The organism is Klebsiella sp. BIGb0132, from assembly GCF_024810075.1.
Lineage (GTDB): Bacteria > Pseudomonadota > Gammaproteobacteria > Enterobacterales > Enterobacteriaceae > Klebsiella > Klebsiella terrigena.
Genome location: NZ_JANUDW010000010.1, coordinates 133,257 through 159,921, shown reverse-complemented (window position 1 = coordinate 159,921; position 26,665 = coordinate 133,257). Strand labels below are relative to the sequence as shown.

20 protein-coding genes and 1 tRNA gene are annotated in these 26,665 nt (G+C 57.0%); 11 read left to right on the top strand and 10 right to left on the bottom strand.

The features are described 5' to 3' along the window. The first annotated feature begins 94 nt into the window (after positions 1 to 94). A complete protein-coding gene (gene rcsC, locus M2416_RS22590; RefSeq protein ID WP_259226911.1) occupies positions 95 to 2,941 on the top strand; it encodes a two-component system sensor histidine kinase RcsC in 2,847 nt (948 codons plus the stop codon). 80 nt (positions 2,942 to 3,021) lie between these two features. Here rcsC and rcsB read toward each other — a convergent pair whose 3' ends face one another. Beyond that, complete coding sequence (rcsB, locus tag M2416_RS22585) at positions 3,022 to 3,672, bottom strand: response regulator transcription factor RcsB (protein ID WP_041146527.1); 651 nt, start codon at positions 3,670 to 3,672, stop codon at positions 3,022 to 3,024. Positions 3,673 to 3,688: 16 nt separating this feature from the next. Beyond that, positions 3,689 to 6,346 (bottom strand): phosphotransferase RcsD, encoded by a 2,658-nt coding sequence (gene rcsD, locus M2416_RS22580; protein WP_259226908.1) that lies wholly within the window; start codon positions 6,344 to 6,346, stop codon positions 3,689 to 3,691. A 770-nt stretch (positions 6,347 to 7,116) separates the two neighbouring features. Here rcsD and ompK36 point away from each other — a divergent pair. From ompK36 to mgtE, 6 genes are all read left to right on the top strand, one after another. Further along, on the top strand, positions 7,117 to 8,208 hold the full coding sequence (ompK36, locus tag M2416_RS22575) for a porin OmpK36 (protein ID WP_259226906.1): 1,092 nt from the start codon (positions 7,117 to 7,119) through the stop codon (positions 8,206 to 8,208). A 101-nt stretch (positions 8,209 to 8,309) separates the two neighbouring features. Further along, on the top strand, positions 8,310 to 9,362 hold the full coding sequence (gene apbE, locus M2416_RS22570; RefSeq protein ID WP_259226904.1) for an FAD:protein FMN transferase ApbE: 1,053 nt from the start codon (positions 8,310 to 8,312) through the stop codon (positions 9,360 to 9,362). 72 nt (positions 9,363 to 9,434) lie between these two features. Further along, the gene (gene ada / locus M2416_RS22565) at positions 9,435 to 10,496 is read left to right on the top strand and encodes a bifunctional DNA-binding transcriptional regulator/O6-methylguanine-DNA methyltransferase Ada (protein WP_076945767.1); all 1,062 of its coding nucleotides are present in this window, start codon (positions 9,435 to 9,437) and stop codon (positions 10,494 to 10,496) included. Beyond that, a complete protein-coding gene (gene alkB / locus M2416_RS22560; protein ID WP_041146522.1) occupies positions 10,496 to 11,146 on the top strand; it encodes a DNA oxidative demethylase AlkB in 651 nt (216 codons plus the stop codon). Before ada ends, alkB begins: the two co-directional genes overlap by 1 nt. A 74-nt stretch (positions 11,147 to 11,220) precedes the next feature. Further along, a complete protein-coding gene (locus tag M2416_RS22555) occupies positions 11,221 to 12,864 on the top strand; it encodes a multidrug ABC transporter permease/ATP-binding protein (RefSeq protein ID WP_259226899.1) in 1,644 nt (547 codons plus the stop codon). Positions 12,865 to 13,014: 150 nt separating this feature from the next. Beyond that, entirely contained in the window at positions 13,015 to 14,451 is a 1,437-nt protein-coding gene (gene mgtE / locus M2416_RS22550; RefSeq protein WP_041146520.1) for a magnesium transporter, read from the top strand. On the opposite strand, the gene M2416_RS22545 is transcribed toward mgtE, so the two are convergent. Further along, positions 14,414 to 15,661 carry a SulP family inorganic anion transporter gene (locus M2416_RS22545; RefSeq protein ID WP_259226897.1) on the bottom strand — a complete coding sequence of 416 codons (1,248 nt, stop codon included), beginning with the start codon at positions 15,659 to 15,661 and terminating at the stop codon, positions 14,414 to 14,416. The two genes, mgtE and M2416_RS22545, sit on opposite strands and share 38 nt — an antisense overlap. A gap of 277 nt (positions 15,662 to 15,938) precedes the next feature. Here M2416_RS22545 and mqo point away from each other — a divergent pair, with 277 nt between their 5' ends. Next, on the top strand, positions 15,939 to 17,570 hold the full coding sequence (mqo, locus tag M2416_RS22540; protein WP_041146518.1) for a malate dehydrogenase (quinone): 1,632 nt from the start codon (positions 15,939 to 15,941) through the stop codon (positions 17,568 to 17,570). A 47-nt stretch (positions 17,571 to 17,617) separates the two neighbouring features. On the opposite strand, the gene eco is transcribed toward mqo, so the two are convergent. Next, complete coding sequence (gene eco / locus M2416_RS22535; protein WP_259226895.1) at positions 17,618 to 18,109, bottom strand: serine protease inhibitor ecotin; 492 nt, start codon at positions 18,107 to 18,109, stop codon at positions 17,618 to 17,620. 367 nt (positions 18,110 to 18,476) lie between these two features. On the opposite strand from eco, the gene M2416_RS22530 reads away from it, so the two are divergent. Beyond that, entirely contained in the window at positions 18,477 to 18,899 is a 423-nt protein-coding gene (locus M2416_RS22530; protein WP_115192207.1) for a hypothetical protein, read from the top strand. Between the two features lie 97 nt (positions 18,900 to 18,996). On the opposite strand, the gene M2416_RS22525 is transcribed toward M2416_RS22530, so the two are convergent. From M2416_RS22525 to M2416_RS22510, 4 genes are all read right to left on the bottom strand, one after another. Next, positions 18,997 to 20,106, bottom strand: coding sequence for an AI-2E family transporter (locus tag M2416_RS22525; protein WP_041146515.1), 1,110 nt, complete (start codon positions 20,104 to 20,106; stop codon positions 18,997 to 18,999). Positions 20,107 to 20,395: 289 nt separating this feature from the next. Continuing rightward, positions 20,396 to 20,472: transfer RNA gene (locus tag M2416_RS22520), tRNA-Pro, on the bottom strand. 75 nt (positions 20,473 to 20,547) lie between these two features. Continuing rightward, the gene (gene yejM, locus M2416_RS22515) at positions 20,548 to 22,308 is read right to left on the bottom strand and encodes an LPS biosynthesis-modulating metalloenzyme YejM (protein ID WP_115192208.1); all 1,761 of its coding nucleotides are present in this window, start codon (positions 22,306 to 22,308) and stop codon (positions 20,548 to 20,550) included. 19 nt (positions 22,309 to 22,327) lie between these two features. After that, entirely contained in the window at positions 22,328 to 22,555 is a 228-nt protein-coding gene (locus M2416_RS22510) for a YejL family protein (protein WP_015583825.1), read from the bottom strand. Positions 22,556 to 22,745: 190 nt separating this feature from the next. On the opposite strand from M2416_RS22510, the gene yejK reads away from it, so the two are divergent. Further along, a complete protein-coding gene (gene yejK / locus M2416_RS22505) occupies positions 22,746 to 23,753 on the top strand; it encodes a nucleoid-associated protein YejK (RefSeq protein WP_041146511.1) in 1,008 nt (335 codons plus the stop codon). A gap of 42 nt (positions 23,754 to 23,795) precedes the next feature. Here the strand turns inward: yejK and M2416_RS22500 are convergent, their stop codons facing one another. Continuing rightward, complete coding sequence (locus tag M2416_RS22500) at positions 23,796 to 24,560, bottom strand: DeoR/GlpR family DNA-binding transcription regulator (protein WP_076945760.1); 765 nt, start codon at positions 24,558 to 24,560, stop codon at positions 23,796 to 23,798. 81 nt (positions 24,561 to 24,641) lie between these two features. On the opposite strand from M2416_RS22500, the gene M2416_RS22495 reads away from it, so the two are divergent. Then, complete coding sequence (locus M2416_RS22495; protein ID WP_076945759.1) at positions 24,642 to 25,262, top strand: NUDIX domain-containing protein; 621 nt, start codon at positions 24,642 to 24,644, stop codon at positions 25,260 to 25,262. Here M2416_RS22495 and M2416_RS22490 read toward each other — a convergent pair. Further along, the gene (locus M2416_RS22490; protein ID WP_259226882.1) at positions 25,259 to 26,566 is read right to left on the bottom strand and encodes a serine hydrolase domain-containing protein; all 1,308 of its coding nucleotides are present in this window, start codon (positions 26,564 to 26,566) and stop codon (positions 25,259 to 25,261) included. The genes M2416_RS22495 and M2416_RS22490 overlap by 4 nt on opposite strands. Positions 26,567 to 26,665 lie beyond the last annotated feature (99 nt).

The window sequence follows — 26,665 nt, the reverse complement described above, 5'->3', positions numbered from 1 at the left end:
CGGGTGATCCAGAGAGTATAACGTTGCGACAAAACGTGTTTACCGCTACCTTAACCCCATTCTGTTGAGTCCCTGACGGCCGAGCATCGCCACATTGAAATATCTTGCTTCTTTTCATACCACGCTAAAAGTTTCACGCTACCTGTTCCGGGCGCTGGCGGTCCTGCTGTGGATGCTGATTGCTTTCGTCTCGGTGTTTTACATTGTTAACGCGCTGCATGACCGGGAGTCGGAGATCCGCCAGGAGTTTAACCTCAACGCCGATCAGGCGCAGCGCTATATCCAGCGCACGGCGGACGTCATTAAAGAGCTGAAATATGTTGCCGGCAATCGGCCGGGCGGCGGCCGTGAAGGCGACGCGTCGCCGGTGCAAAATGGCGACATCGCGGTTCCGGACTTCGAACCACTCTATCCGGATTCAGATTGCGGGGCAATGAGCGGCACCTGGCGCAATTCGCTGCAGTCTCTGGCATGGTTTATGCGCTACTGGCGCGATAATTTCTCCGCCGCTTACGATCTCAACCGTATCTTTTTAATTGGCAGCGATAACCTGTGCATGGCGAACTTTGGCCTGCGCGAAATGCCGCTCGAACGGGACCAGGCGCTGAAGGTGCTGCACCAGCGTATTGAGCAGTATCGCGACGCCCCGCAAAGCGAACGCGGCAGCAATCTGTTCTGGATTAGCCAGGGCGTGCGTCCCGGCGTTGGCTACTTCTACGCGCTGACGCCGGTGTATATGGCCAACCGCCTGCAGGCGATGCTCGGCGTCGAGCAAACGATTCGCATGGAGAGCTTCTTCACGCCGGGCAGCCTGCCGATGAACGTCACGATCCTTGACGATAACGGCCAGCCGCTTATCTCTCTCGCCGGGCCGGACGCTAAAATCAAGGGCGAGGCCCGCTGGATGCAGGAACGGATCTGGTTCGGCTACACTTCCGGCTTCCGCGAGCTGGCCATGAAGAAGAGCCTGCCGCCATCCTCCCTGAGCATCGTCTATTCGGTATCGGTAGACCAGGTCCTCGAGCGCATCCGGATGCTGATCCTCAATGCAATAGTGCTCAATATTCTGACCGGGGTGATGCTTTTCGCCCTTGCGCGAATGTACGAGCGGCGGATCTTTATCCCGGCGGAAAATGACGCCCAGCGCCTCGAAGAGCACGAGCAGTTTAACCGTAAGATCGTGGCCTCGGCGCCGGTGGGGATCTGTATTCTGCGCACCCTCGACGGCACCAATATTCTGAGTAACGAACTGGCGCATAACTACCTCAATATGCTGACCCATGAGGACCGGCAGAGGCTGACGCAGATTATCTGCGGCCAGCAGGTCAATTTTGTCGATGTGCTGACCAGCAATAATACCAATCTGCAAATCAGCTTCGTTCACTCGCGCTACCGCAACGAAAACGTGGCTATCTGCGTGCTGGTTGACGTCAGCGCTCGCGTCAAAATGGAAGAGTCGTTGCAGGAGATGGCGCAGGCCGCAGAGCAGGCCAGCCAGTCGAAATCGATGTTCCTTGCGACGGTGAGCCACGAGCTGCGAACGCCGCTGTACGGAATTATCGGCAACCTCGATCTGCTGCAAACCAAAGAGCTGCCGAAGGGCGTCGACCGTCTGGTCACGGCGATGAACAACTCGTCCAGCCTGCTGCTGAAGATCATCAGCGATATTCTGGATTTCTCGAAAATTGAGTCCGAGCAGCTGAAAATCGAGCCGAGCGAGTTCTCGCCGCGCGAGGTGATGAACCACATATCGGCGAACTATCTGCCGCTGGTGGTGCGCAAGCAGCTCGGGCTGTACTGCTTTATCGAGCCCGACGTGCCGCAGCTGATGTCCGGCGATCCGATGCGCCTGCAGCAGGTCATTTCTAACCTGTTGAGCAATGCCATCAAATTTACCGATACCGGCTGCATCATCCTGCACGTTCAGTGCGCCGGCGACTATCTGCAAATCAGCGTGCGCGATACCGGGGAAGGGATCCCGGCAAAAGAGGTGGTGCGCCTGTTTGACCCGTTCTTCCAGGTCGGTACCGGCGTTCAGCGCAATTTCCAGGGAACGGGCCTCGGGCTGGCGATTTGCGAGAAGCTCATCAGCATGATGGATGGCGATATTGCCGTGGAAACCGAGCCCGGCATGGGCAGCCGCTTTACCATCCGCATTCCGCTGTATGGCGTGCAAAACGGCGCGCCGCTGCTTGCCGATGGCCTGGCGGAAAAATGCTGCTGGCTTGCCGTTCACAACACCGCTCTGACGATGTTTATCACCTCGCTGCTGAATCACCACGGCGTGAAGGTGAAAAACTATGCCGGCGAGACGCCGGGAGCGGACGATATTTTGCTCACCGATGATGAAGCGCATACCGGCTGGTCTGGGGCGGCGGTGATTATTTTCTGCCGCCGGCATATCGGCATTCCGCAGGAGCGCGCGCCGGGAGAGTGGCTGCATAGCGTCACGACGCCGCACGAGCTGCTGCCGCTGCTGGGACGTATCCTGCACGTTGACGTGGCCAGCGCCGAACACGGTCCGGCGCTATCCGCGCCGGAAACGCAGACGGCCAATCACGATGACATGATGATTCTGGTGGTGGACGATCATCCGATCAACCGCCGCCTGCTGGCCGACCAGCTCGGATCGCTGGGCTATCAGTGCGTAACGGCGAACGACGGGGTTGATGCGCTGGGCGTCCTGAGCAAGCAGCATATTGATATCGTACTGAGCGACGTCAATATGCCGAATATGGACGGCTATCGCCTGACGCAGCGTATTCGCGAGCTGGGAATGACGCTGCCGGTTATCGGGGTGACCGCCAACGCGCTGGCGGAAGAGAAGCAGCGCTGCCTTGAGTCGGGTATGGACAGCTGTCTTTCTAAACCGGTGACGCTGGATATTATCAAGCAAACTTTGACGCTGTACGCCGCACGGGTGCGTAAGAGCAGGGAATAGGGCGAAGATGGCCTGGCAGCGGCGGGTCGTTGCCCCGGATATGGCGCATGACGGTCGCGCCGTATCCGGGAAGGTGAGCGTTACTCTTTGTCGGTTGCGCTCAGTGAAACGGAAGAGAGGTAGTTCAGCAGGGCAATGTCGTTTTCTACGCCGAGCTTCATCATGGCCGATTTCTTCTGGCTACTGATGGTTTTAATGCTGCGATTGAGCTTTCTGGCAATCTCGGTCACCAGGAAACCTTCGGCAAACAGGCGGAGAACTTCGCTCTCTTTCGGCGACAGGCGCTTGTCGCCATAGCCGCTGGCGCTGATTTTTTCCAGCAGGCGTGAAACGCTTTCCGGCGTAAATTTTTTGCCTTTCTGCAGCGCTGCCAGCGCCTTCGGCAGATCGGTCGGCGCGCCCTGTTTCAGCACGATCCCTTCGATATCCAGATCCAGCACCGCGCTGAGGATCGCCGGGTTATTGTTCATGGTCAGAACAATGATCGACAGATCCGGGAAATGGCGCTTGATGTACTTGATAAGCGTAATCCCGTCGCCGTATTTGTCGCCTGGCATGGACAGGTCGGTAATAAGAACATGGGCGTCTAATTTCGGCAGATTATTGATAAGTGCTGTGGAGTCTTCAAACTCGCCGACAACGTTTACCCACTCAATTTGCTCGAGTGACTTACGAATACCGAACAGTACGATCGGATGGTCATCGGCAATAATTACGTTCATAGTATTCATGTATTAGGCTACCTTGCTACAGCAAGCTCTTGACGTAAACGTCAATGTCGCTGATGTATTTTTCTATGCTTTGCGCATCTTTTTCACGAATCAGATGCTCAAGCGTTTCACATAACTGTTTGCCGGGTATCAGGTTAAGCATAGCAAACGCCCCTTTGAGGCGATGCGCAGTCTGGGCCAGCGCAGCTAAATCGCTTGTTGCCAGCTCAGTATACAGTCTCTTAACATCATCCGGAACCGTGTCGGCAAACAGCGCATAATAGCCGCTGGCGTGCAGTTCGGCGTTGCTCCCGCTTCCCGGAGGAGAAGGTTGCACGTTTTCTTCCGCCAGCTGCTGTTCAATCAGTTGCAGAATCGCTTCCTGCATGGCCGTGCTGATATTAAAATTGACGCACAGTTGGCCTGGACCTATTTTTCGTATCCCGACCTCATCATCGCTTAAAAGCAAGCCAGAAGCAGTAAGATTAGACGGATTATCCGTTAAAAAGAGATCGTATTCTTGACTTGTCAGCCTCTCATCCGGCGTGATGCAGCTCGCTCCCCAGCTTTCAAGCTGACGGGTGACGATCCTTCTTACCTCGTTAGCGGTAATATCAAGGAGTACCACCACCTCATCCAGCAGATGTTCGCCGGAGTCGCTCTCTTCTTCACTGGCCGGCATTTTGAGGTGCAGGGAGTAGCGGGTGCCCAGAGATTCGCGCGCTTTGATATTCATCTGGCCGCCGAGCTTGCGCGTCAGGCGATCGCAGAGCCAGAAGGTGAGCGCATTGGCCTTACCGTACAGATCGGCCTGAGTATCGTTAAGGAACGGGAAGTGCATATTATCGATTTCGTTTGCCGAAACGCCGTTGCCGGTATCGATAATGCGGAAGGTCAGACGATCGTCCGCAGAGTCGTCCTTGCTCACCTCGAGGGTGATTTTACCGATCTGCGTGGTGGTGACCGAGTACTGAATGAGCAGCAGCAGCGTCCGGCGCAGCGCGTCGCGGTCGCCGTAGCGTTGCTCATTCGCCGCCAGGGCGTTGTTAATCAGCAGCTGCAGGCCTTTGCGCTTAATCACCGGCAGCACTTCCGGCACCACTTCATCGATCAGCTCCTGAATCGAGAACCGATCCGCCGTGCTCTTCCAGCTATCGCTTTCCAGCAGGTTTGCCAGCTGAATTTCGTCAACCAGCTGCACCAGCTCATCCGCGTGCTGTGCCAGCCTGCGGCTTTCAGCCATGCCGAGCGCGGCCGCTTCTTCCGCCAGGCTGCGGGCGGGCTGCTTCAGCGCAGCGCCAATATGCTGCATAAACGCGGTGCGGCCCTGCTGGTTTTTCTCGTACAGGCGCTGGGCCTGCTTGAGCTTTTTACTCACCAGCACTTCCCGATCCTGATCGCGGATGATGAAGATCTGCGTGCGCGGCGCGACCTGGCTGCGGTACTGGCGAATCTCATACAGTTCGTTGTTCACCGTCGCCTGAATCACGCCCTGATGCTGATCCGCCATGTTGGTAATATTTTGCAGGTTGAGATGCGGCAGCAGATGATCGGCGATGGGGTTGCTGATAATCGTGCGGTTAGCTTCTAAATCGTGAACCAGCAGCCCCAGCGGCAGCAGCGAGACAATCTCTTCATTTATTGCCCGCAGCGTACGATGCTCGCCGCTGGTGGCAGACGAGACGCTCGTCCCGGTCTGACGGCTGCGGCCGCTGTAGTGGCGAAAGGTCGTGAAGCCAAACAGGGTCAGCGCCAGCAGGCCGATAATCAGCAGGAGCGGCAGCAGGACGTTCTGCAGCGACTCAATCATCAGGGTACTGAATGGCACCACCCAGATCAGGCGCATCCCGGTGGTATTAATGGCGGTGACGATTTCAATCCGCGTGCCGTTGAAGTTGATGCTGACGTTATCAGACTCTTCTTTATCCGGATTGCCGGTCGCGTTCTGTGACGGGTCAGGCTCAAGGCGGAAGCTGTCCAGGGTCATGCCCGGCGGGATCAAATCGTTAATTGGCAGGTCGAAAGCGACCACGGTGGCCAGATGACCCGGCTGGTTGAAGGTGGTCCGCAGGGTGAAGTAGTGGCCGTTTTGCCATGAAAGCTGGCGCAGCGACGAGAAGGTTTCTCTTTCGTCGAGCGTGTTAGCCTGCAGCAGCATTTCCGCGCGGCGGGACTCCACCACGTTGCTAATCGTCGACTCTTTAAAGCTGGAAGAGAGGTCTTTGAGCGGCAGAGTCGAGACCAGAATCAGGCTGTTATCCAGCCCGTTGAGGTAGTACATCGACCAGGGAATGGTCTCTGCGCCCCACAGAATATCGAGATAGTTGGAAATTTTTTGCGTCATTTCCAGCGTTGAGCTGTCATGAGAGCCAAAAATCAGCGCCTCGGTCTTACGCCGCGGCTTTTCCAGATAATAGACATCCTGCTTTAACCGCGTTTCCTGTAAACCCTCGCCGGCGGCGCTGGAAGAGGTGGCGGCGATATTGTCGTAAATTTGCCAGGTGGCATAGCGCCACGCATCGATACGCTTGTGCAGCGCATGGCTTACGTCGACAACCTGATAGCTTTTCTCTTTTAACCAGGCGTTGACCGCACTTTGCAGCGTCACGCTCATCGTCGCCAGCAGGACGATGACCATTAAAATGAAGAAACGGGTGATGCTGCCAGGCATCAGGGTGAACTTTTTCTGGGTCATCGTGTAGCAGTGCGACTCATCAATGTTTGTAAGCAGGATGTTGCACCAAAGTAACTGGTAGCAGAGTGAATTCGCTAAGCAGTATAAAGGCTAATTTATCAAATCCATACTACAGAATGGCCTTCAGCGCTTTTTTGCTTTGGGATTTATCTTAAAGGAGCGTTGACAATAAAAATGTACAGCGGAATTGATTCTGTACAGTTATTTGCCGATTACCTGCAGGAAATAGCACGAAATAACAAGAAATTACCCGGATAAGGACTTCCTGATACGCGGAGTGTTTGATTAATAACCGTTATTTTTATCGCGGTTAGCACAGGTATAATTAAAGTTATGTAAAGAAGGGTAAAAAAAACCGGATGCTAAGCATCCGGTCGAAATAGGGGTAAACAGACATTCAGAACTGAATGACGGTAATAAATAAAGTTAATGATGATAGCGGGAGTTATTCTAGTCGCAGGCGACCATTTTGTTTTGTCATTCAGTGCTATACCTGACGTGGTGTGTAACTACCTGATGGTAATTGGAAAAAATTATTTTCTTGATTATTGGTGCTTATTTTACGATTTTTCATCGTTGCGAAAAGTTCCCTTGCATTTACAAATTGAAACATCTTGTGCGCATTTTGAAACACCTTAGAAGTTTTCGTATCATATTCTTGTTGGATTATTCTGCATTTTACAGCACAATGAATATAGCCGACTGATTAGAAGGGTAATCAGTAAGCAGTGGCATAATAAAAGGCATATAACAAACAGAGGGTTAATAACATGAAAGTTAAAGTACTGTCCCTCCTGGTACCGGCTCTGCTGGTAGCAGGCGCAGCAAATGCGGCTGAAATTTATAACAAAGATGGCAACAAATTAGACCTGTACGGCAAAATCGACGGTCTGCACTATTTCTCTGACGACAAGAGCGTAGACGGCGACCAGACCTACATGCGTATTGGCGTGAAAGGCGAAACCCAGATCAACGATCAGCTGACCGGTTACGGCCAGTGGGAATACAACGTTCAGGCGAACAACACTGAAAGCTCCAGCGATCAGGCATGGACTCGTCTGGCATTCGCAGGTCTGAAATTCGGCGACGCGGGCTCTTTCGACTACGGTCGTAACTACGGCGTTGTTTACGACGTAACTTCCTGGACCGACGTTCTGCCGGAATTCGGCGGCGACACCTACGGTTCTGACAACTTCCTGCAGTCCCGTGCTAACGGCGTTGCAACCTACCGTAACTCTGACTTCTTCGGTCTGGTTGACGGCCTGAACTTTGCTCTGCAGTATCAGGGTAAAAACGGCAGCGTCAGCGGCGAAGGCGCGACCAACAACGGTCGTGGCGCTCTGAAACAGAACGGCGACGGTTTCGGTACTTCCGTAACTTATGATATCTTCGACGGTATCAGCGCTGGTTTCGCGTATGCTAACTCCAAGCGTACCGACGATCAGAACCAACTGCTGCTGGGCGAAGGCGATCACGCTGAAACCTACACCGGCGGTCTGAAATACGACGCGAACAACATCTACCTGGCAACTCAGTACACTCAGACCTACAACGCAACTCGCGCTGGTAGCCTGGGCTTTGCTAACAAAGCACAGAACTTCGAAGTGGCTGCACAGTACCAGTTCGATTTCGGTCTGCGTCCGTCCGTTGCTTACCTGCAGTCTAAAGGTAAGGACCTGAACGGTTACGGCGACCAGGATATCCTGAAATATGTTGACGTAGGCGCGACCTACTACTTCAACAAAAACATGTCTACCTATGTTGATTACAAAATCAACCTGCTGGACGACAACAGCTTCACCCGCAGCGCCGGTATCTCTACCGACGACGTGGTTGCTCTGGGCCTGGTTTACCAGTTCTAAGCACGCTGAAGTCACGAAAAAGGCGCCTCTGGCGCCTTTTTTTATGCCTCGTTTAAGGTGGCTGGTGTACTCTTGCTGCCTTAGCAAGAGGAACCGATTTTATGGATAGCACTTTTTTCCGCGCCGCGCTGCTCGGCGTTTGCATACTCCTTTCCGGCTGTGATTCAGCCACCTCACCTGCAGCCCAAAAGAGTGCCGCGACCGTGCTGGACGGCAAAACGATGGGCACATTCTGGCGGGTCAGCGTCATTGACGTTGATCGAGCGAAAGCCCAGGCGCTGCGGCAGAAAATAGAGACCCAGCTGGACGCCGACGATCGCCTGCTTTCCACCTGGAAAAACGATTCAGCATTGATGCAATTTAACCACGCCACCTCCACCGAGCCGTGGCCGGTCAGCGCAGCGATGGCCGATATCATCACCATGTCCCTGCGCATTGGCGCGAAAACGCACGGCGCGATGGATGTTACCGTCGGGCCTTTGGTCAATCTCTGGGGCTTTGGCCCGGATAAGCAGCCGGTAAAAACGCCGGATCCTCAGCAGATCGCGGCGGCAAAAGCGCGGACGGGGTTGCAGCATTTGACGGTGATTAACCGCACAGATCGTCAGTATTTACAAAAAGATATTGCGGATCTGTATGTCGATCTTTCGACCGTGGGCGAGGGCTATGCCGCCGATCATCTGGCGCGTCTGATGGAACAGGAGGGCATTTCTCGCTATCTGGTTTCCGTCGGCGGCGCGCTGGTTAGCCGAGGGATGAACGCCGACGGGCAGCCGTGGCGAGTGGCGATCCAAAAGCCGACCGATCGTGAAAATGCCGTCCAGGCCATCGTCGATATTAACGGCCACGGTATCAGCACCTCCGGCAGCTACCGCAACTATTACGAGCTGGATGGCAAACGGATCTCGCACGTGATCGATCCGCAAACCGGCAGACCGATCGACCATAAGCTGGTCTCGGTGACGGTGATTGCGCCGACGGCGCTGGAAGCCGACGGCTGGGATACCGGGCTGATGGTCCTCGGCCCGCAAAAGGCGCAGGAGGTGGTGAGAGAGCAGGGGCTGGCCGTCTATATGATCGTCAAAGAGGGGGAGGGGTTTAAAACCTGGATGTCGCCGCAGTTCCGCACCTTCCTGGTTGGCGAAAAGAATTAAACAGCAAGATTTCGGGTTTTATTCGGCGGGCGATGAATCAGACTGGCTATACACTTAAAGCAGGAGCCGATGATGAAACCGATTATTGCTGATACCGATGACCGCCGCTGGCAGGCGGTATGCGATCGTGATGCCCGCGCCGACGGTCAGTTTGTGTTTGCCGTGCTGACCACCGGCGTTTGCTGCCGTCCCTCCTGCCGCTCGCGGCGGGCGCTGCGGGAAAACGTCCGTTTTTACCCTGATGTGGCGGCCGCCATCACCGACGGATTTCGCCCCTGCAAGCGCTGTCAGCCGGACAAAAGCGACCCGCAGCGGCAGAAGGCCGAGAAAGTTGCCAGAGCCTGCCGCCTGCTTGAGCAGGAAGCGCCCATCACCCTCGAGGCGCTGGCCCATGAGCTGGCGGTCAGCCCGTACCACTTCCACCGTTTATTTAAATCCGTCACCGGCATGACGCCGAAGGCCTGGCAGCAGGCGTGGCGCGCGCGGCGTTTACGGGAGGCGCTGGCGCAAGGGGAAAAAGTGACCCCAGCGGTGCTGGCCGCAGGCTTTCCCGACGGCAGCAGCTACTATCGTCAGGCCGACGCCGTGCTTGGCATGACCGCCAGCCAGTTTCGCCGCGGCGGCGATGATACCGATATCGTCTACACGCTCGGCGACTGCGCGATTGGCCGCTGTCTGGTGGCGCAAAGCGAGCGCGGAGTGTGCGCCGTATTGCCCGGAGAGGGCGATGCGCCGCTGGACGAGCTGCGCCGCCTGTTTCCTCACGCCCGGCTTCTGCCCGGCGACGCGCATTTTTCCGCGCGGGTGGCGCAGATTTTTGCCCACATCGACGATAGCCGCCAGGCCGTCGATCTGCCGTTAGATATTCGCGGCACCGCCTTTCAGCAGAGGGTCTGGCAGGCCCTGCGCCAGATCCCGGCGGGCGAAACGCGCAGCTACCGCCAGGTTGCCGAAAGCATCGGCCAGCCGCGCGCCGTCCGGGCGGTGGCGGGGGCCTGCGCGGCCAACCGGCTGGCTATCGTCATTCCGTGCCACCGGGTGGTCCGCGAAGGCGGGGCGCTGTCCGGCTATCGCTGGGGTACCGCCCGCAAAGCGCAGCTGCTGGCCAGGGAAGCACAAACCGAGGAGTCGTAATGCTCGATCTTTTTGCCGATACGCCCCCCTGGCAGGAACCGCTGGCGCCCGGGGCCGTCATTCTGCGGCGCTTCGCCCACCAGCGCGCTCCGGCTCTGCTGCAGGCGCTGCTGGGCGTTGCCGACGTTTCGCCGTTTCGCCAGATGGTCACGCCCGGCGGCTACACCATGTCGGTGGCGATGACTAACTGCGGGCCGCTGGGCTGGACGACCAATATGCACGGCTATCTGTATGCTCCCGGCGATCCGCTAACGGGGCGCGACTGGCCGCCGATGCCGCCGATATTCGCCGAGCTGGCCGCGCAGGCGGCGCTCGCCTGCGGCTACGCGGGCTTTGTGCCCGACGCCTGCTTAATCAACCGCTATCAGCCCGGGGCGAAGCTCTCGCTGCATCAGGATAAGGATGAGCGCGATCTGCGTGCGCCGATCGTTTCCGTATCGCTGGGGCTGCCGGCGGTGTTTCAGTTTGGCGGCCTGCAGCGGAGCGATCCGCTGCGCAGAGTGCTGCTGGAGCACGGGGACGTGGTGGTCTGGGGCGGCGAGTCGCGGCTGTTTTATCACGGTATTCAGCCGTTGAAAGAGGGTGACCATCCGGACACCGGCGCCTGTCGTTACAACCTCACCTTTCGGCTGGCAGGCGATAAAGAATAAAAATAAGAATTATTCTTGATGTCATCGGCGAGCAGTTTACACTGCTGGCTGTTTTGCTTGCCCGGATTGCTGTTATGGAACTTCTTCTTCTTGTTTGGCGCCAGTATCGCTGGCCGTTTATTTCCGTCATTGCCCTGAGCCTGCTCAGCGCGGCGCTGGGGATCGGGCTGATTGCCTTTATCAATCTGCGGTTGATGACCGTTGTCGATACCTCGCTGACGGTGCTGCCGGAGTTTCTCGGCCTGCTGTTGCTGCTGATGGCGGTGACGCTGGGCTCACAGCTGGCGCTGACGACCCTTGGGCACCATTTTGTTTTCCGTCTGCGCGGGGAGTTCATTAAGCGCATCCTCGACACCCAAATCGAGCAGGTTGAGAAGATCGGCAGCGCCTCGCTGCTTGCCGGCTTAACCAGCGACGTACGCAGTATTACCATCGCCTTTGTGCGCCTGCCCGAGCTGGTGCAGGGCATTATCCTGACCTTTGGTTCCGCCGCCTATCTGGCGTGGCTGTCGGGAAAAATGATGATGGTGACCGCGCTGTGGATGGCGATAACCATCTGGGGCGGATTTATGCTGGTATCACGCGTTTATAAGCATATGGCGACGCTGCGGGAGACCGAAGACAAGCTGCACCACGACTATCAGACGGTGCTGGAAGGGCGCAAAGAGCTGACGCTCAATCGCGAGCGCGCCGAATACGTGTTTAGTCATCTCTATCTGCCGGACGCGCGCGAGTATCGTCACCATATTATCCGCGCTGATACCTTCCACCTCAGCGCGGTAAACTGGTCGAATATTATGATGCTCGGCGCCATTGGCCTGGTGTTCTGGATGGCCAACAGCCTCGGCTGGGCGAATACCGCCGTGGCGGCGACCTACTCTTTGACCCTGTTGTTCCTGCGCACGCCGCTGCTTTCCGCCGTGGGCGCGCTGCCGACGCTGCTCAGCGCCCAGGTTGCCTTCAATAAGCTGCACAAATTCTCCCTGGCGCCGTACCGTGCCGAATTCCCGCAGCCGCAGGCGCACCCACACTGGCAAACCCTGGAGCTGCGCGACGTCTGCTTCCACTACCCGGACAACAGCTTCGCCGTCGGGCCTGTCAATATGACCCTCAAACGCGGCGAGCTGGTGTTCCTGATCGGCGGCAACGGCAGCGGCAAATCGACGCTGGCGATGCTGCTGACCGGGCTGTATCAGCCGGCTTCCGGTCAGATCCTGCTGGATGGCGAGGCGCTGGCGGTAGACCGGCCGGAAGACTACCGTAAGCTCTTCTCGGCGGTATTTACCGATGTCTGGCTGTTTGACCAGCTGCTGGGGCCGGAGGGGAAAGCGGCCGATCCTGCGCGGGTGAGCCAGTGGATGGAGTACCTGAAAATGACGCATAAGCTGCGGCTGGATAACGGCAGGATCCTCGATCTGAAGCTCTCCAAGGGGCAGAAAAAGCGCGTGGCGCTGCTGCTGGCCCTGGCTGAAGATCGCGATATCATCCTGCTTGATGAGTGGGCGGCGGATCAGGATCCGCACTTCCGCCGCGAGTTTTATCAGGTGCTGCTGCCGCTGATGCAGCAGATGGGTAAAACCATTTTCGCTATCAGCCACGACGATCACTATTTCCAGCATGCCGATCGCCTGCTGGAGATGCGCGCCGGCCAGCTGGCGGAGCTGACGGGCCAGGATCGCGAGCTGGCGACCCGCGATGCGGTCTCCCGCACCGCCTGAAAGCTGCGCCTGCCGACCCACGGCGGGCGCTATTGTTGATTTTTCCGCCGGACGAACCCGCCGGCGGTTATTATTTCCCCCTCCTCGCGCTATGCTTAGGGCACCTGGCCTGCTGGTCGGCCAACTATTCTCACAAGGATTGCCTGACCGATGTCCGTTTTGCATAAAAAAAGCGCCAGATTGCGCGACGAAGAGCGCGCCCGCCTCATTTGGCTGCTGAGCACTGATAAAGCCGTTACCTCCTCGCTGTTGGGCAAATTAACGCTGGCTGAACGCTATGACGACGGCACCCTTGCCGACGATCTGGCGGAAGTGGAAGTGCTGGTTTCCCACCTGCCGCCGCCGGATCTCGCTGATGCCCTCGAGGCGCTGCCTTACGACGCGCGTAACGCGCTATGGCGGCTGATTGCCGACGATAAACGCGGCGAAGTACTGCTTGAGGCGTCGGAAAGCGTCTGGGGCGACCTCATCGATAAGATGAGCGATCGCGAGCTGCTGTTTACGCTGCAAAATCTGGATATTGATGAGCAGGTCTATATCCTGCAGCATCTGCCGCAAGACCTGACTGCACGCCTGCTGGCGGAGCTGCCGGCGGAGAGGCGGGCGCGTATCCGTCAGATGATGCGCTACGCCGACAATACCGTCGGCGCGATCATGGAGTTTGAGGTGATCACCGTTCGCCCGGAGGCGACGCTTGCCGCGGTGCAGCGCTACCTGCGGCGGTTAGGCAAAATGCCGGAAAACACCGATAAGCTGTTTGTCACCACCCGCAACAAGCTGCTGCTTGGCGAGCTGGAGCTGCAGACCATCCTGCTCAACGATGCGCAGAAGCGGGTAGGCGAAGTCATGGAAGGCGATCCGGTGACCTTTCAGCCGCACGAAGAGGCGGAGAAGGTCGCGCGCACCTTTGAACGTGACAACCTGCTGAGCGCCGCGGTGATTGATGCCGACGGCAAGCTGATGGGGCGCCTGACCATCGACGAAATCGTGGACGTGGTTTATGAAGAGACCGATAACGATTTACGTCGAATGGGGGGGCTGAGCAACGATGACGACGTTTTCGCCCCGGTGAGCAAAGCGGTGAAAACGCGCTGGGCGTGGCTGGCGGTCAACCTGTGCACCGCGTTTATCGCCTCGCGGGTGATTGACGGCTTTGAGCATACGATTTCGCAGCTGGTGGCGCTGGCGTCGCTGATGCCGATCGTCGCCGGGATCGGCGGTAATACCGGAAATCAAACCATCACCATGATCGTACGGGCGATGGCGCTGCAGCATATTCAGCCGGGAAGCTTCTCGTTCCTGATCCTGCGTGAAATGGGGGTTGCGGTGATTAACGGGCTGGTATGGGGCGGAATTATGGGCGCCGTGACCTGGTGGCTCTACAGCGACCCGCAGCTCGGCGCCGTGATGACGCTGGCGATGATGCTCAACCTGCTGATGGCGGCGATGATGGGGGTGATTATCCCGATGGTGATGGTGAAGCTGGGACGCGACCCGGCGGTCGGCTCCAGCGTGATGATCACCGCCATCACCGATACCGGCGGCTTCTTTATTTTTCTCGGTCTGGCGACGATTTTCCTGATGTAGCCGACGGCCCGCCGCGCAGCCTGCGTGGGATCAGCGCCATCGCCACCAGGCCTGCCAGAACGCCAATGGCCAGATTGCTGGTGCCTACCGTTGCGGCAACGGTCACCAGCATGACCAACGTTTCCGGCCACGGATTGCGCTTCAGCTCGGCCGGGCGAAGGCTGTGCCAGCTGAAGGTTTTGGCTGCCACAATAACCATCACTCCGGCCAGCACCGCCATCGGAATTTTTGCCATCACTTCACTCAGCACGGTAACCAGAAGCAGGAGTACCACGCCGGCGGCGAGGGTGGAGACGCGGCTGCGGCCTTTACCCATTTCAACGTTAACAATGGTCTGACCAATCATTGCGCAGCCGGCGATGCCGCCGTAGAACCCGGCAAGAATATTGGCGATGCCCAGCCCGGCGCTCTCGCGCGCTTTGCTGGACGGCGTCTGAGTCAGGTCATCGACTAATTTGGCGGTCAGCAGCGACTCCATCAGGCCGACAAAGGCAATGCTCAGGGCGCAGGGCCAGATAATTTGCAGGGTGTCGAGATTGAGCGGCACCAGCAGGGCGGTGAACCCCGGAAGCCCGCCGCTCATCGAGCCCTCGTCGCCGACGGTAGGCAGCAGCTGCCCGGTGGTGACGGTAAACAGGGTTAACACCACGATGGCAATCAGCGGCGCAGGGATCGCTTTAATATAGCGCGGCGCCCAGAGGACAATCAGCAGCGTCAGGACGAACAGGCCGAGGATCAGCGGCTGCTTGCTCCAAAAATGGGGAACCTGGGCGAAAAAGATCAAAATCCCCAGCGCGTTGACGAAGCCGGTCATCACCGCTTGCGGTATAAACCGCATCAGCCGGGCCATGCCGCCCAGGCCAAACAAAATTTGAATAATACCGGCCAAAATGACGGCGGGCAGGATGTAGCCGACGCCGTGTTGATGCACCATCGGCCCAATCACCAGCGCCACCGACCCGGCGGCGGCGGTAACCATTGCGGGCCTGCCGCCGAGTACCGACATCGCAAGGCACAGCACAACGGACGCAATCAGGCTGACCTTGGGGTCAACGCCGGCAATCACTGAGAAGGAGATAACCTCCGGAATCAGAGCCAGAGCGGTCAGAACGCCTGCCAGAGCCTCTCGCGTGAACAGCGACGGCGAACGAAGTACGTGGCGAATGTCGCCTGTTGAAGCGGACGTAGCGTGGTCTGGGGCCTGAGGCATAGGGAGTTCGCAGATTAGTTTAAGCCGGGACGAGTAAGCCTGAGCTTGCGTGCGGTCTGTCACAAAACGGGGGATGATAGCGCGGTCGCGCCGCTTATACCAGTACAAAATGTGATTTGTGGTACACATTTATTAAACATTTTTATAACAGATCTCAAAACTCAACTTAAATTTTAAACAATATTTAAATTTTTTATCTTCAGTGTTACTTTGATTCCTGATAATCGTGTCACCTGCGCTAAATAAAAAAAAGCGAGTAAAGTAAGGCTCAAATTCGATGAAGAAAAAGATGGCCGTACCCAGCTCACCGGCGGTTGGTTCAAATACACCTCGGACCAACACCCGCCACGAGCAAGAGACGGATGTACTGTTGATTGGCGGCGGCATCATGAGCGCCACGTTGGGAACCTGGCTGCAGGAACTGGAGCCGGATTGGTCTATTACCATGGTCGAGCAGATGTCCAGCGTGGCTGAGGAGAGCTCGAACGGCTGGAATAACGCGGGTACCGGGCATGCGGCGCTGATGGAGCTGAACTATACGCCCCAGACCGCCAGCGGGATCAACATCGACAAAGCGGTCGATATCAACGAATCCTTCCATATCTCTCGTCAATTTTGGGCCCACCAGGTCACGCGCGGCATTCTGAGTAAGCCGAAATCATTTATCAACAGCGTACCGCACATGAGCTTTGTGTGGGGCGAAGATAACGTCAACTTCCTGCGCGCGCGCTACGCCGCTCTGCAGCAGAGCGAACTGTTCCGCGGTATTCGCTATTCCGAAGATCATCAGCAGATTAAAGAGTGGGCTCCGCTGGTGATGGAAGGGCGCGATCCGCAGCAAAAGGTTGCCGCGACCCGTACCGAGGTCGGCACCGACGTCAACTACGGCGAAATTACCCGTCAGCTGATTGCCGGCCTGCAGACCCACGCTAACTTCTCCTTACAGCTTGGCACCGTTGTGCGTCGCTTCAAGCGCAACGCCGATAAGAGCTGGACGGTCACCCTGGCGGACGCGAATAACCGTCGCCAGAAGCGGGTCATTAAAGCCAAATTTATCTTTATCGGCGCCGGCGGCGCGGCGCTGACGCTGCTGCAGGAAACCGGTATTCCTCAGGCTAAAGAGTACGCGGGCTTCCCGGTTGGCGGCCAGTTCCTGGTGTGTGAAAACCCGGAGGTCGTTAACCACCATCTGGCAAAAGTCTACGGTCAGGCCGAAGTTGGGGCGCCGCCGATGTCGGTGCCGCATATTGATACGCGTATTATTGACGGTAAGCGGGTGGTGCTGTTTGGGCCGTTTGCCACCTTCTCCACCCGTTTCCTGAAAAACGGCTCTTTGTGGGATCTTCTGGCATCGACCAACACCTCAAATATTCTGCCGATGCTCAACGTCGGTCTGGATAATTTCGATCTGGTGAAATACCTGATTAGCCAGGTGATGCAGAAAGATAAAGATCGCCACGAGGCGCTGCGCGAATACTATCCGGAAGCGAATAAAGGCGACTGGCGCCTGTGGCAGGCCGGCCAGCGCGTGCAGATCATTAAGCGCAACGGTAAGAAGGGCGTACTGCGTCTGGGAACCGAAGTGGTCAGCGATGATGAGGGTACCGTTGCGGCACTGCTGGGCGCATCGCCCGGCGCTTCGACCGCCGCGCCGATTATGCTGCAGCTGATGGAAACGGTCTTTAAGGATAAGGTTCACTCAGCCGCCTGGCAGGCGAAGCTGAAAGAGATCGTTCCCTCCTATGGCCTGCGTCTCGACGGTAATTCCGCAGCGATTGAGCAGGCGCTGGCGTGGACCAGCGAGGTTCTGCAGCTGCGCTACGAGCCGGTTTCGGTCGCGGATAAAGCCCCTCAGGCAGAGCTGAAACCGCTGACGGATAGCAAACCGATAGCGGATATCGCGCTGTAGAAGGCAAAACCGGCGGCCCTGGCCGCCGGTTTCTTATCCTCTATCGGCTAGCGCTCGACGGCATTACCGATAGTTTCGTCTGCTCGCCAGATGCGGTACTTCACTTGTACGTTATCCGGCGTGTAAATCACTACCGGCAGCCTGCTGTTGTAACGCAGCATGCCGGCGTCACCCAGACCTGCGGTGACAAACTTCTCCACCTTCTTCCCGTCCGGGCAGGCCATCATGGTCGAAACCGGCGACGTCACTTTATCAAAGACGAAATAGTCGTAGCCCCAGCCTTCCAGGGTTTTGCTTTCCAGCTGACCCCCCAGGCGATGGCGGTTGCAGTCGACTTCCAGCGTCTGGCCAATCAGCAGCTCAACTTTATAGGCCGATTCGTCCTGCTGCGGCGGCAGCTGGATCACCTGACGTTTCATGCCTTTCTCCGCTTTCGGATAGGGCGCAATCTTTTCCAGAGGCTGTTCGGCGGCCAGAGCGCTGGTGGAGACACAGGCAACGGTCAGCAGGGAAACTGCAAACGTAGCAATTTTTTTCACGATCGATCATCCTTTGTTATCGTTCTTCAACGCTAAAAGACTATCACTGTTTGCGTCATTGGTAAGAGTTATTTACCAATATTTGCATATAAAATAGTGTGATATGCTGCTTTATTGTTATGGTGTATGGGAACTTACTGAAAGTAACCTTAACTAAAGAACTATTATCCGCAGGATTTTACAGGTTTATCGCACCATGCTTTTATTGGTGAAATCAGCATTGATAATCATCAATGAAAAACTTAATTTTCGCATGAAATTATTTCAGTCGCGCCGCCCAATATTCACCGCTTAGAATGATTTACCAGGGAAATTAATTGATATGGAATTGTTATTAAAATTAGATTATTTATATGAGTGATGATAGATGAAAGTGAATAAAGTCATGTTGGTCGCGGTACTGGGGATGACGGCAGCCTTAGCGGGCTGCACCTCCGAGGCGCAGCGTTTAGCCAGCTGTGAAGCCAAAGGCGTATCGAAAGATACCTGTTATTTAGCTGAGCAAAATAAACAAGCTGCTCTTAACGCCGCCTATGAGAAACAGGCGATGGAGAACGCTGCCAGCGCCGTACAGCACGCACAAGGCGCTAAGGGTAACGTAAAGCACTTTGCGGGGATGGAGATCAAGTCTACCAGTACCGGGATTACCGTTGACGGTAAACCGGCGGCGGTGATTGAGAAGGAGCCTAAGGCAACGGTCTACCAGCAGGGGCTGTACAATTTTATTGTTTACACCAACGGCAAGATTGCGGTGACTGAAAACGGCACTTTCAAAGGCTACGCAAAATAAGAGTATGGCTCGCGCCGCGAACGCCAGGAGGGGCAGGCGGCTCCTCCTGGTTTTTGTCAGCACCCCCTAAGGCTGCTGACGTCGCGCCGCTAACGGCTCACTCGTCGCGGGTTAGCTTGCCTTCCTCGATAAACTCTTCATCAATTTCATCGGTATTGCCGGCGTGTTCGCGGCCTGAGAGCAGATTCCAGCAGGCGATAAACAGCGCGGCGATCAGCGGTCCGATCACAAAACCGTTAATACCGTAAATCTCCATTCCCCCGAGGGTGGCGATCAGAATCATGTAGTCCGGCATTTTAGTATCTTTACCCACCAGCAGCGGACGCAGGATGTTGTCCACCAGCCCGATAACGATCACGAAGAAGCCGACGACAAACGCCCCTTGCCATATCTGATCGGTTGCGAAGAGGAAGATGGCCGCGGGAACCCAGACGATGGCGGAACCGACCGCCGGGATCAGCGACAGAAACGCCATGATCGCGCCCCACAAAATGCTGCCGTCAATTCCGGCAACGTAGAAGGCAATTCCGCCGAGGATGCCCTGGACCAGAGCGACGGCGACGGTACCCTTCACGGTTGCCCTGGCGACGGCGGCAAATTTGGCAAACAGGTGCTGCTTAACGTAATTCGACAGCGGCAGGGATTCGAGGATCAGCAGCACCAGATACGGGCCATCCTTGAGCAGGAAAAACAGCAGATACAGCATGACGCCAAAGCTAATGGTAAAGCCGAAAGTCCCTTTACCAATCAGAAATGCGCTGCCGGCCAGGTACTGGCCTCCTTTTAGCGCCGCGTCTGAGAGCTGTTTCTGAATCTGATCGGCGCTGTCGAGATTATGCTCAGAGAGGAAGCTTCTGACCCACTCCGGGAGATGGGCAAACAGGCTTGCCACTACCGACGGAAACTGGGTGTCATTGTGCTCAAGCTTGGTGTAAACCACGTTCAGCTCGAGCGCCAGCGAGGAGATAATAATCGCCAGCGGGGTGAAGACAATCAGGCAGATAATCGCCACGGTGAGCAGTGAGGCCAGGCCATTACGTTCACCAAGCTTAGCGCGGATCTTGTTCTTCACCGGATTGAAGATCACGGCCAGAATCGCCGCCCACAGAATGGCTGAGTAATAGGGAGAAAGAACATCAAAAAAGGCAAGGCTGACTATCAGCAGAATCAGGATAAAAAATCCCTTGGTAATTCCATTAACTCTCATATTTATCTTCCTGGCGTATGACTGATACAGTCGAATGATAGAAGCTATTCCTCGATTTACAATCAGCGGTATCGCAGTTTATTTTGCGGCGCGGCTCAAGAGCGGCGCTGCGGGCGGGTTCGCGTCAGCTTTCGGGCACAAAGAACCGATGAGGGGATATTTTATAGGTTCTGATACGCCGGAATAGCGAGGAAGTGTGGGGTTATTGTCCGGGCCCCACTCGTTGACGCCCTGGCGAAAAGCAGGCATAAAAAAACCAGCCTTAAAAGGCTGGTTTCTCGGAGTGATTTGGTCGGCACGAGAGGATTTGAACCTCCGACCCCCGACACCCCATGACGGTGCGCTACCAGGCTGCGCTACGTGCCGACGCGTGGCGGTAATATTACCCGTTCCCCTGGCGAATGCAAGCGGGGAACGACCAATTGATTCATAATTAATCAATCAGTTAGCGATAAAGCGCTTTTCATCCGTCAGGATCTGCAGCAGCAGGCTGAGCTGCGGTTTGCGATTGTCGATCTTCTTACCGTCGCTGTTCCAGGTGCTGTAGGTTCCGTTGTGGTTCAACACCACGGTGACTTCCGGTGAGGTGACCGCCAGCGTATCGCTGTTCGCCGCGGTGACCCAGCCGCGGCGGCGCGCAGGGCTAAACAGGTCCTCACCCTGCGAATACTCGTTCGCCGGGGTAGAGACGTGCAGCAGGCGCTGCATCAGCGTGGTCATCACGTCTTTGTTATCGGTCAGCGTCGCGATATTCTGCGCCGGAATGCCCGGCCAGTGAATTACCAGCGGAACCTGCAGCTGATCTCTCGACCAGTCAAACTTGCCGTGCTGAGGATTCAGCGGCATGCCGTGACCGGCGGTGACGATAACCACCGTGTTATCCAGCTTGCCCGCCTCGCGAAGAGCGCTGAGCACCCGGCCAATCTGCGTATCGACATCACCCGCCGCGCGGCTATAGCGGCGCACGAAGTTCTGCTGCTGGCCGTCGTCAAGCGAGGTGCCGTTGAGCGAAATCCACGAGAACCAGCGGTTTTCATCCTGAGCGTAGCGATTCAGCCAGCCAATCCACTGATTTGCCGTCTGCTCATCGCTTTGGGTTTTGGCGACCGGCAGCGAGAAGTCGGACAGTAGCGCCTGGCGATAGAGCGGGCTGCTGAAGCCGTCGGAAGAGAACAGGCCCAGCTGATAGCCCTGCTGGTTGAGTGCGGTAATCAGCGCGGCCGGAATACGGGCCGACAGCACGCCGTCCATATAGCCAGGTGAAATGCCGTAGAACAGGCCAAAAATACCGTTATCGGTGCTGTTGCCTGAGCTCATATGCTGGGTAAAGTTGACGCTATCTTTCGCGAAGCCGGCAAGCTCCGGCATGTTCTTCTCGAAACGCGAGTAGTTCAGGTTATCAACGGTAATCAGCAGCACGTTATAGCCGGCGCCGAGGTCGCGATAGCGCAGATCGCTCAGCGGATACTGTACGGAGACGGCTTCCGGAGCGCCTTGCTCCACCAGGCGACGCTGGTAATCCTGCGCGTCCAGCAGGCCGTGTTTCTCAAGGAAGCGGCGCGCGGTCATCGGATAGGAGAGCGGCAGGTTCGCCCGCTGCATGGTAATCGGACGATAGAAATTAGCATCCGCCCAGATATAGATCAGGTGGCTGCTGATAAAAGAGATAAAGAAAAGCCAGGCGACGGGGCGCGCGTAGTGGCGGCGGCGCGTCAGGCTGCGCAGCTTCTGCCAGCTCCAGGTCGCAAAAAGCATTTCCAGCAGGAAGATAATCGGCACGCTGATAAACATCAGCTGCCAGTCCCGCGCCATCTCGTTCTGGTCCGGGTTGATAACCAGTTCCCAGACGATAGGGTTGAGATGCAGGTGGAAGCGGGTGAAAACTTCGCTATCAATCAGCAGCAGCGTCATTCCTGCGGTGGCCAAAATGACCGACAGGAAGCGCATAAGTCGCTGTGATATCACGACAAACGTCAGCGGAAAGAGGATCAGTACGTAGCTGGTAAAGACCAGGAAACTGAAGTGACCAACGAGGCTGACGTACGAAAAAATGCGTCCGCCAAGCGTCGTTGGCCAGTCGGCGACAAAAAGATAGCGGCTGCCGAGCACCATAGCCAACAACATGTTGAACAGGGCGAACCAGTGCCCCCAGCTGACCATCTGGGAGACTTTTTCTCGGTAGGGCTGACGAAGAGTCACCATATAAAGTTGTTGGTTATCCTTAGTGCGCCGGGTCGTCGTTGATTGAGGACTGCAGAGCCTGGGCAAAAGAACGGGCGATCGCCTGACGCTGCGCCGGCGCGACGCTACTATTGATCAGGTTGGTCACCATATTGCCTAGCACCATCAGTGAAAGGTCAACGGGGGCTTTGTGTGTTTCCAGCACGTTGGTCAGCTCGCTGAGCAGCTGTTCGACGTGTTCATCACTATAGCGGGATAATTGCGGCATAAAAGTCAAAATCTGTTTGTTCGTGAAAGGGCAACATATTACCGTAGCAGCAGCTTTTTTTCCGCATTTTTTCGCCACGGCGCAAAAGCGCGCAGGATCGCGAGTCTCCGCTAGCCGAAGAGTCACGCGCCGGTTGCGTCGCCGTCCCGGCGGTGGTTGAATACCGCCCGGTCTAAAAGGAGAGTTTAACATGAGTCTGGATATCGACCAGATTGCCCTGCATCAGTTAATTAAACGTGATGAACAAAACCTTGAGCTGGTGCTGCGCGATTCGCTGCTGGAGCCGAATGCGACGGTGGTAGAGATGATGGCCGAGCTGCATCGTGTCTACAGCGCAAAAAACAAGGCCTATGGCCTGTTTAATGAAGAGAGCGAGCTGGCGCAGGCGCTGCGCCTGCAGCGCAAAGGTGAAGAAGATTTTCTGCCGTTCAGCCGCGCGGCCACCGGTCGTCTGCGTGACGAGCTGGCGAAATATCCCTTCGCCGAGGGCGGGATCGTCCTGTTTTGCCAGTATCGCTATCTGGCGGTTGAGTATCTGCTGGTGGCGGTGCTGAACAACCTGAGCAGCATGCGCGTCAACGAAGAGCTGGATATCAGCTCCACCCACTACCTGGACATCAATCATGCCGATATCGTGGCGCGCATTGATTTAACCGAGTGGGAGACGAACCCGGAATCCACCCGCTATCTGACCTTCCTGAAGGGTCGGGTAGGGCGCAAAGTCGCCGATTTCTTTATGGATTTCCTCGGTGCCAGCGAAGGGCTGAACGCCAAAGCGCAGAACCGCGGCCTGCTGCAGGCGGTGGATGATTTTGCCGCCGACGCGCAGCTGGATAAGTCCGAGCGGCAGAACGTGCGTCAGCAGGTTTACGCCTACTGCAGCGAGCAGCTGCAGTCCGGAGAAGAGATCGAGCTTGAATCGCTCTCTAAAGAGCTGGCGGGCGTGAGCGAGAAGAGTTTCCAGGAGTTTACCGCTGAACAGGGGTATGAGCTGGAAGAGAGCTTCCCGGCGGATCGCAGCACTCTGCGGCAGCTCACCAAGTTTGCCGGCAGCGGCGGCGGGTTGACGATCAACTTTGATGCCATGCTGCTCGGCGAGCGCGTGTTCTGGGACCCGGCGACGGATACCTTAACCATTAAGGGCACGCCGCCGAATCTGCGCGATCAGCTCCAGCGGCGGACGTCCGGCGGCAGCTGAAGCTAAACGCTCCCGGCTTCAGGCCGGGGGCGTTCTCCTCTCTTACTGCGCGCCAGCGTGGATCGTTTCAATACCGCATTGTGCCAGCCGCGCCTGCAGCATCTCATCCACCGGGCTATCCACCACCAGCGTACCGGCAAGGCTCAGCTCGCCGATGGCAAAAGCCGATGCCGAATTCAGCTTCTCCTGCGACGCCATCACGATGGTTTCCGCCGCCCGTGCGGCCAGCGCCCGCTTAATACCCGCTTCTTCATAGTCCCCGGTGGTGAAACCCGCATGATGATGTACTCCGGTGACGCCCATAAAAAACAGATCGGCGTTGATCCGCGCAATGCCTTCCAGCGCCGCAGCGCCGACGGCGACCAGCGAATGTTTAAACAAGCGGCCACCGATCAGGATCACCTCAATCAGCGGCCGATCGACCAGCGCGACGGCAATGCCGGGGCTGTGGGTCACGATGGTGCAGGCCAAATCGGCGGGCAGAAACTTCACCATCTCGGTGGTGGTGGTCCCGCCGTCAACGATAACCACCTGGCCTGGATGAATGAGCGCCGCCGCCCGGCGGGCAATCGCCTGTTTTGAATCGATTTGCACGTTTCTGCGCGTTGCTATCGGGGCAACGGCGGCCGAAGCCGGAAGCGCGCCGCCGTGAACCCGCTGCAGCTTCCCTTCCGCCGCCAGCTCGCGTAAGTCGCGACGAATGGAGTCCTCCGAGACGCCAAAGCGCTGGCTGAGCTCTCCCGACATCACCTGCTTCTCGGCGGTGAGAATCTGCAAAATAAGCTGCTTTCGTTGACTGGCAAGCATGCGGTTTCCTTCACGATTGATCTTGTTTGTGCCTGATTATGCATGTTATGGTGCCTGCTGTCACCTGATAAGGAGCAAAGCATGCACATTGACGCACCAAAGGTTCGTAATATCCGTGAAACGCTGTTATCCGATAACTGGTATACGCTCAAAACATATACCTTTGAGCTGCTGCGGCGTGACGGGCGCTGGCAGGAGCAGAGTCGCGAAGCCTACGACCGCGGAAACGGTGCCGTCATTCTACTTTACAGCCGCGAGAAAAAAACGGTGGTTCTCATCCGCCAGTTTCGCTTTCCGGTCTGGATTAACGGCCACCACGGATTTTTAATTGAGGCCGCCGCCGGACTGTTGGATAACGCCTCCCCGGAAGAGCGAATTATCGCCGAAGCGCAGGAGGAGACGGGCTTTCGGGTGACCCGCATCGAGCCCGTTTTTACCGCCTACATGAGCCCCGGTTCGGTCACGGAAAAGCTGTACTTTTTTATTGCCGAATACTCGCCTGACGATCGGCAAACCGGCGGCGGCGGGCTGGCGGAAGAGGGGGAAGATATCGAAGTGCTGGAGTGGCCGCTTGAGCAGGCGCTGCAGGCTATCCGCGACGGTGAGATCGTGGATGCCAAAACCATCATGCTGCTGCAGCACCTGGCGCTTAATTCAGCCTCGCTCTTTGCCACAGAGCGGGCAAAGAGCGATAGGGTTTAGCGCAGCTGGCGGGCGATGGCGCTGTACATCAGCGCGGCCTCCAGCGGCTGGGCGCTAAACGAAGGCTCCGCCTGCGGCCAGGTTGACCACTGGACGATAACCAGATGCTCAGCGCGATTGACCATAATCACCTGGCCATAGATGCCGAGCGCCCACAGGGAATCCTTCAGCCCTTGCTGAGCCGTCGGTTCGACGTTTTTGGCATTAGCTGGAATGGCGTTATTCCACCACTGGAATCCGTAAATTCCCTCAGGATGCGCCGCGGAGACCGACTTCTGCGCCTGAGCCCAGGCGGAGGCCATATCGAACCAGCCGTCAGGCACCAGCGCTTTCCCGTTGGCCAGGCGTCCGTCCCGGGCGACGAACTCACCGAAGCGTCCCCAGTCTTCAAGCGTGGCGTTGAAGCCGTGGGCGCCGACATCGTGCTTGCCTTGCTGATAGGCGTGCCACACGCCATCCTGGGCCATGCCGCCAGGCCGCCATAGCGTTTGCTCCAGCCAGGCGGCAAGGGGCATGCCGGTTGCTCGCTCCACGATATCCCCCAGCAGCCATGCCCCGCCGGAGGAGTAGGACCACTGCTCCCCGGGCGGATGGGCGCGTTTCAGGGAGGCGACAATCTTGCTGACGCAGTCGTAGGCGCCCGGTTGCGCCTCGCACTGGGTCAGCCGGGCGAAGTGGGACTGCGGGTTGGTGTAGTCCTCATTCCACTCAACGCCGGAGGTGTGCTGAATCAGCTGACGGAGCGTCACGCCCTCCCAGGCCGTCCCTTTAAGGTCGGGTTCATAATCGGTCACCAGGTCATCCAAAGAGCGGATTTTTCCCTGCTGAATCGCGATACCGACCAGCGTGGAAACCACCGCTTTGCCAACCGAGCGTGAGGTCCACAGGGTCGTGTCGCTGTTGCCGGCGCCAAGATATTTATAGGCAATTTTGCCCTCTTTCAGTACCAGGAAGCCGGTAACGTTCTGGCGCTTCAGGTAGTCCTCCAGGTGCCAGGTATGGCCGTTTACCGTATAGCTGACGTCGGTCAGCGGCTTATCTGCCTGCTGGAGCGCAGCGGAGGCGCCGTGGTGAAAGACGTCCCCGGCATAGTTACGATAGTCGTTACGAAAACCAATCACCCGATCGGCCCGATCCCAGGTGAGCATCTCTTTAGCCGCCGGCAGCGTTTTATCAAACGGCGTCGGGCAGGTATCGAGCAGCACGCCGCCGCACGCCTGCTGCGCCTGCGCCAGCGCGGCGCCGGGCAGGGCGGTAAGCATCAGCGCCAGCGCCAGCGGTTTGATCGTTTTTATACTTGTCATCAGAAATTCCTTGTTAGCCATTACAACCCGATGCGCAGTATATAAATCGTCGGCCGCAGGCTAAAATCAGCCGATGGGGGATTTTCCCCCGCAAGGATG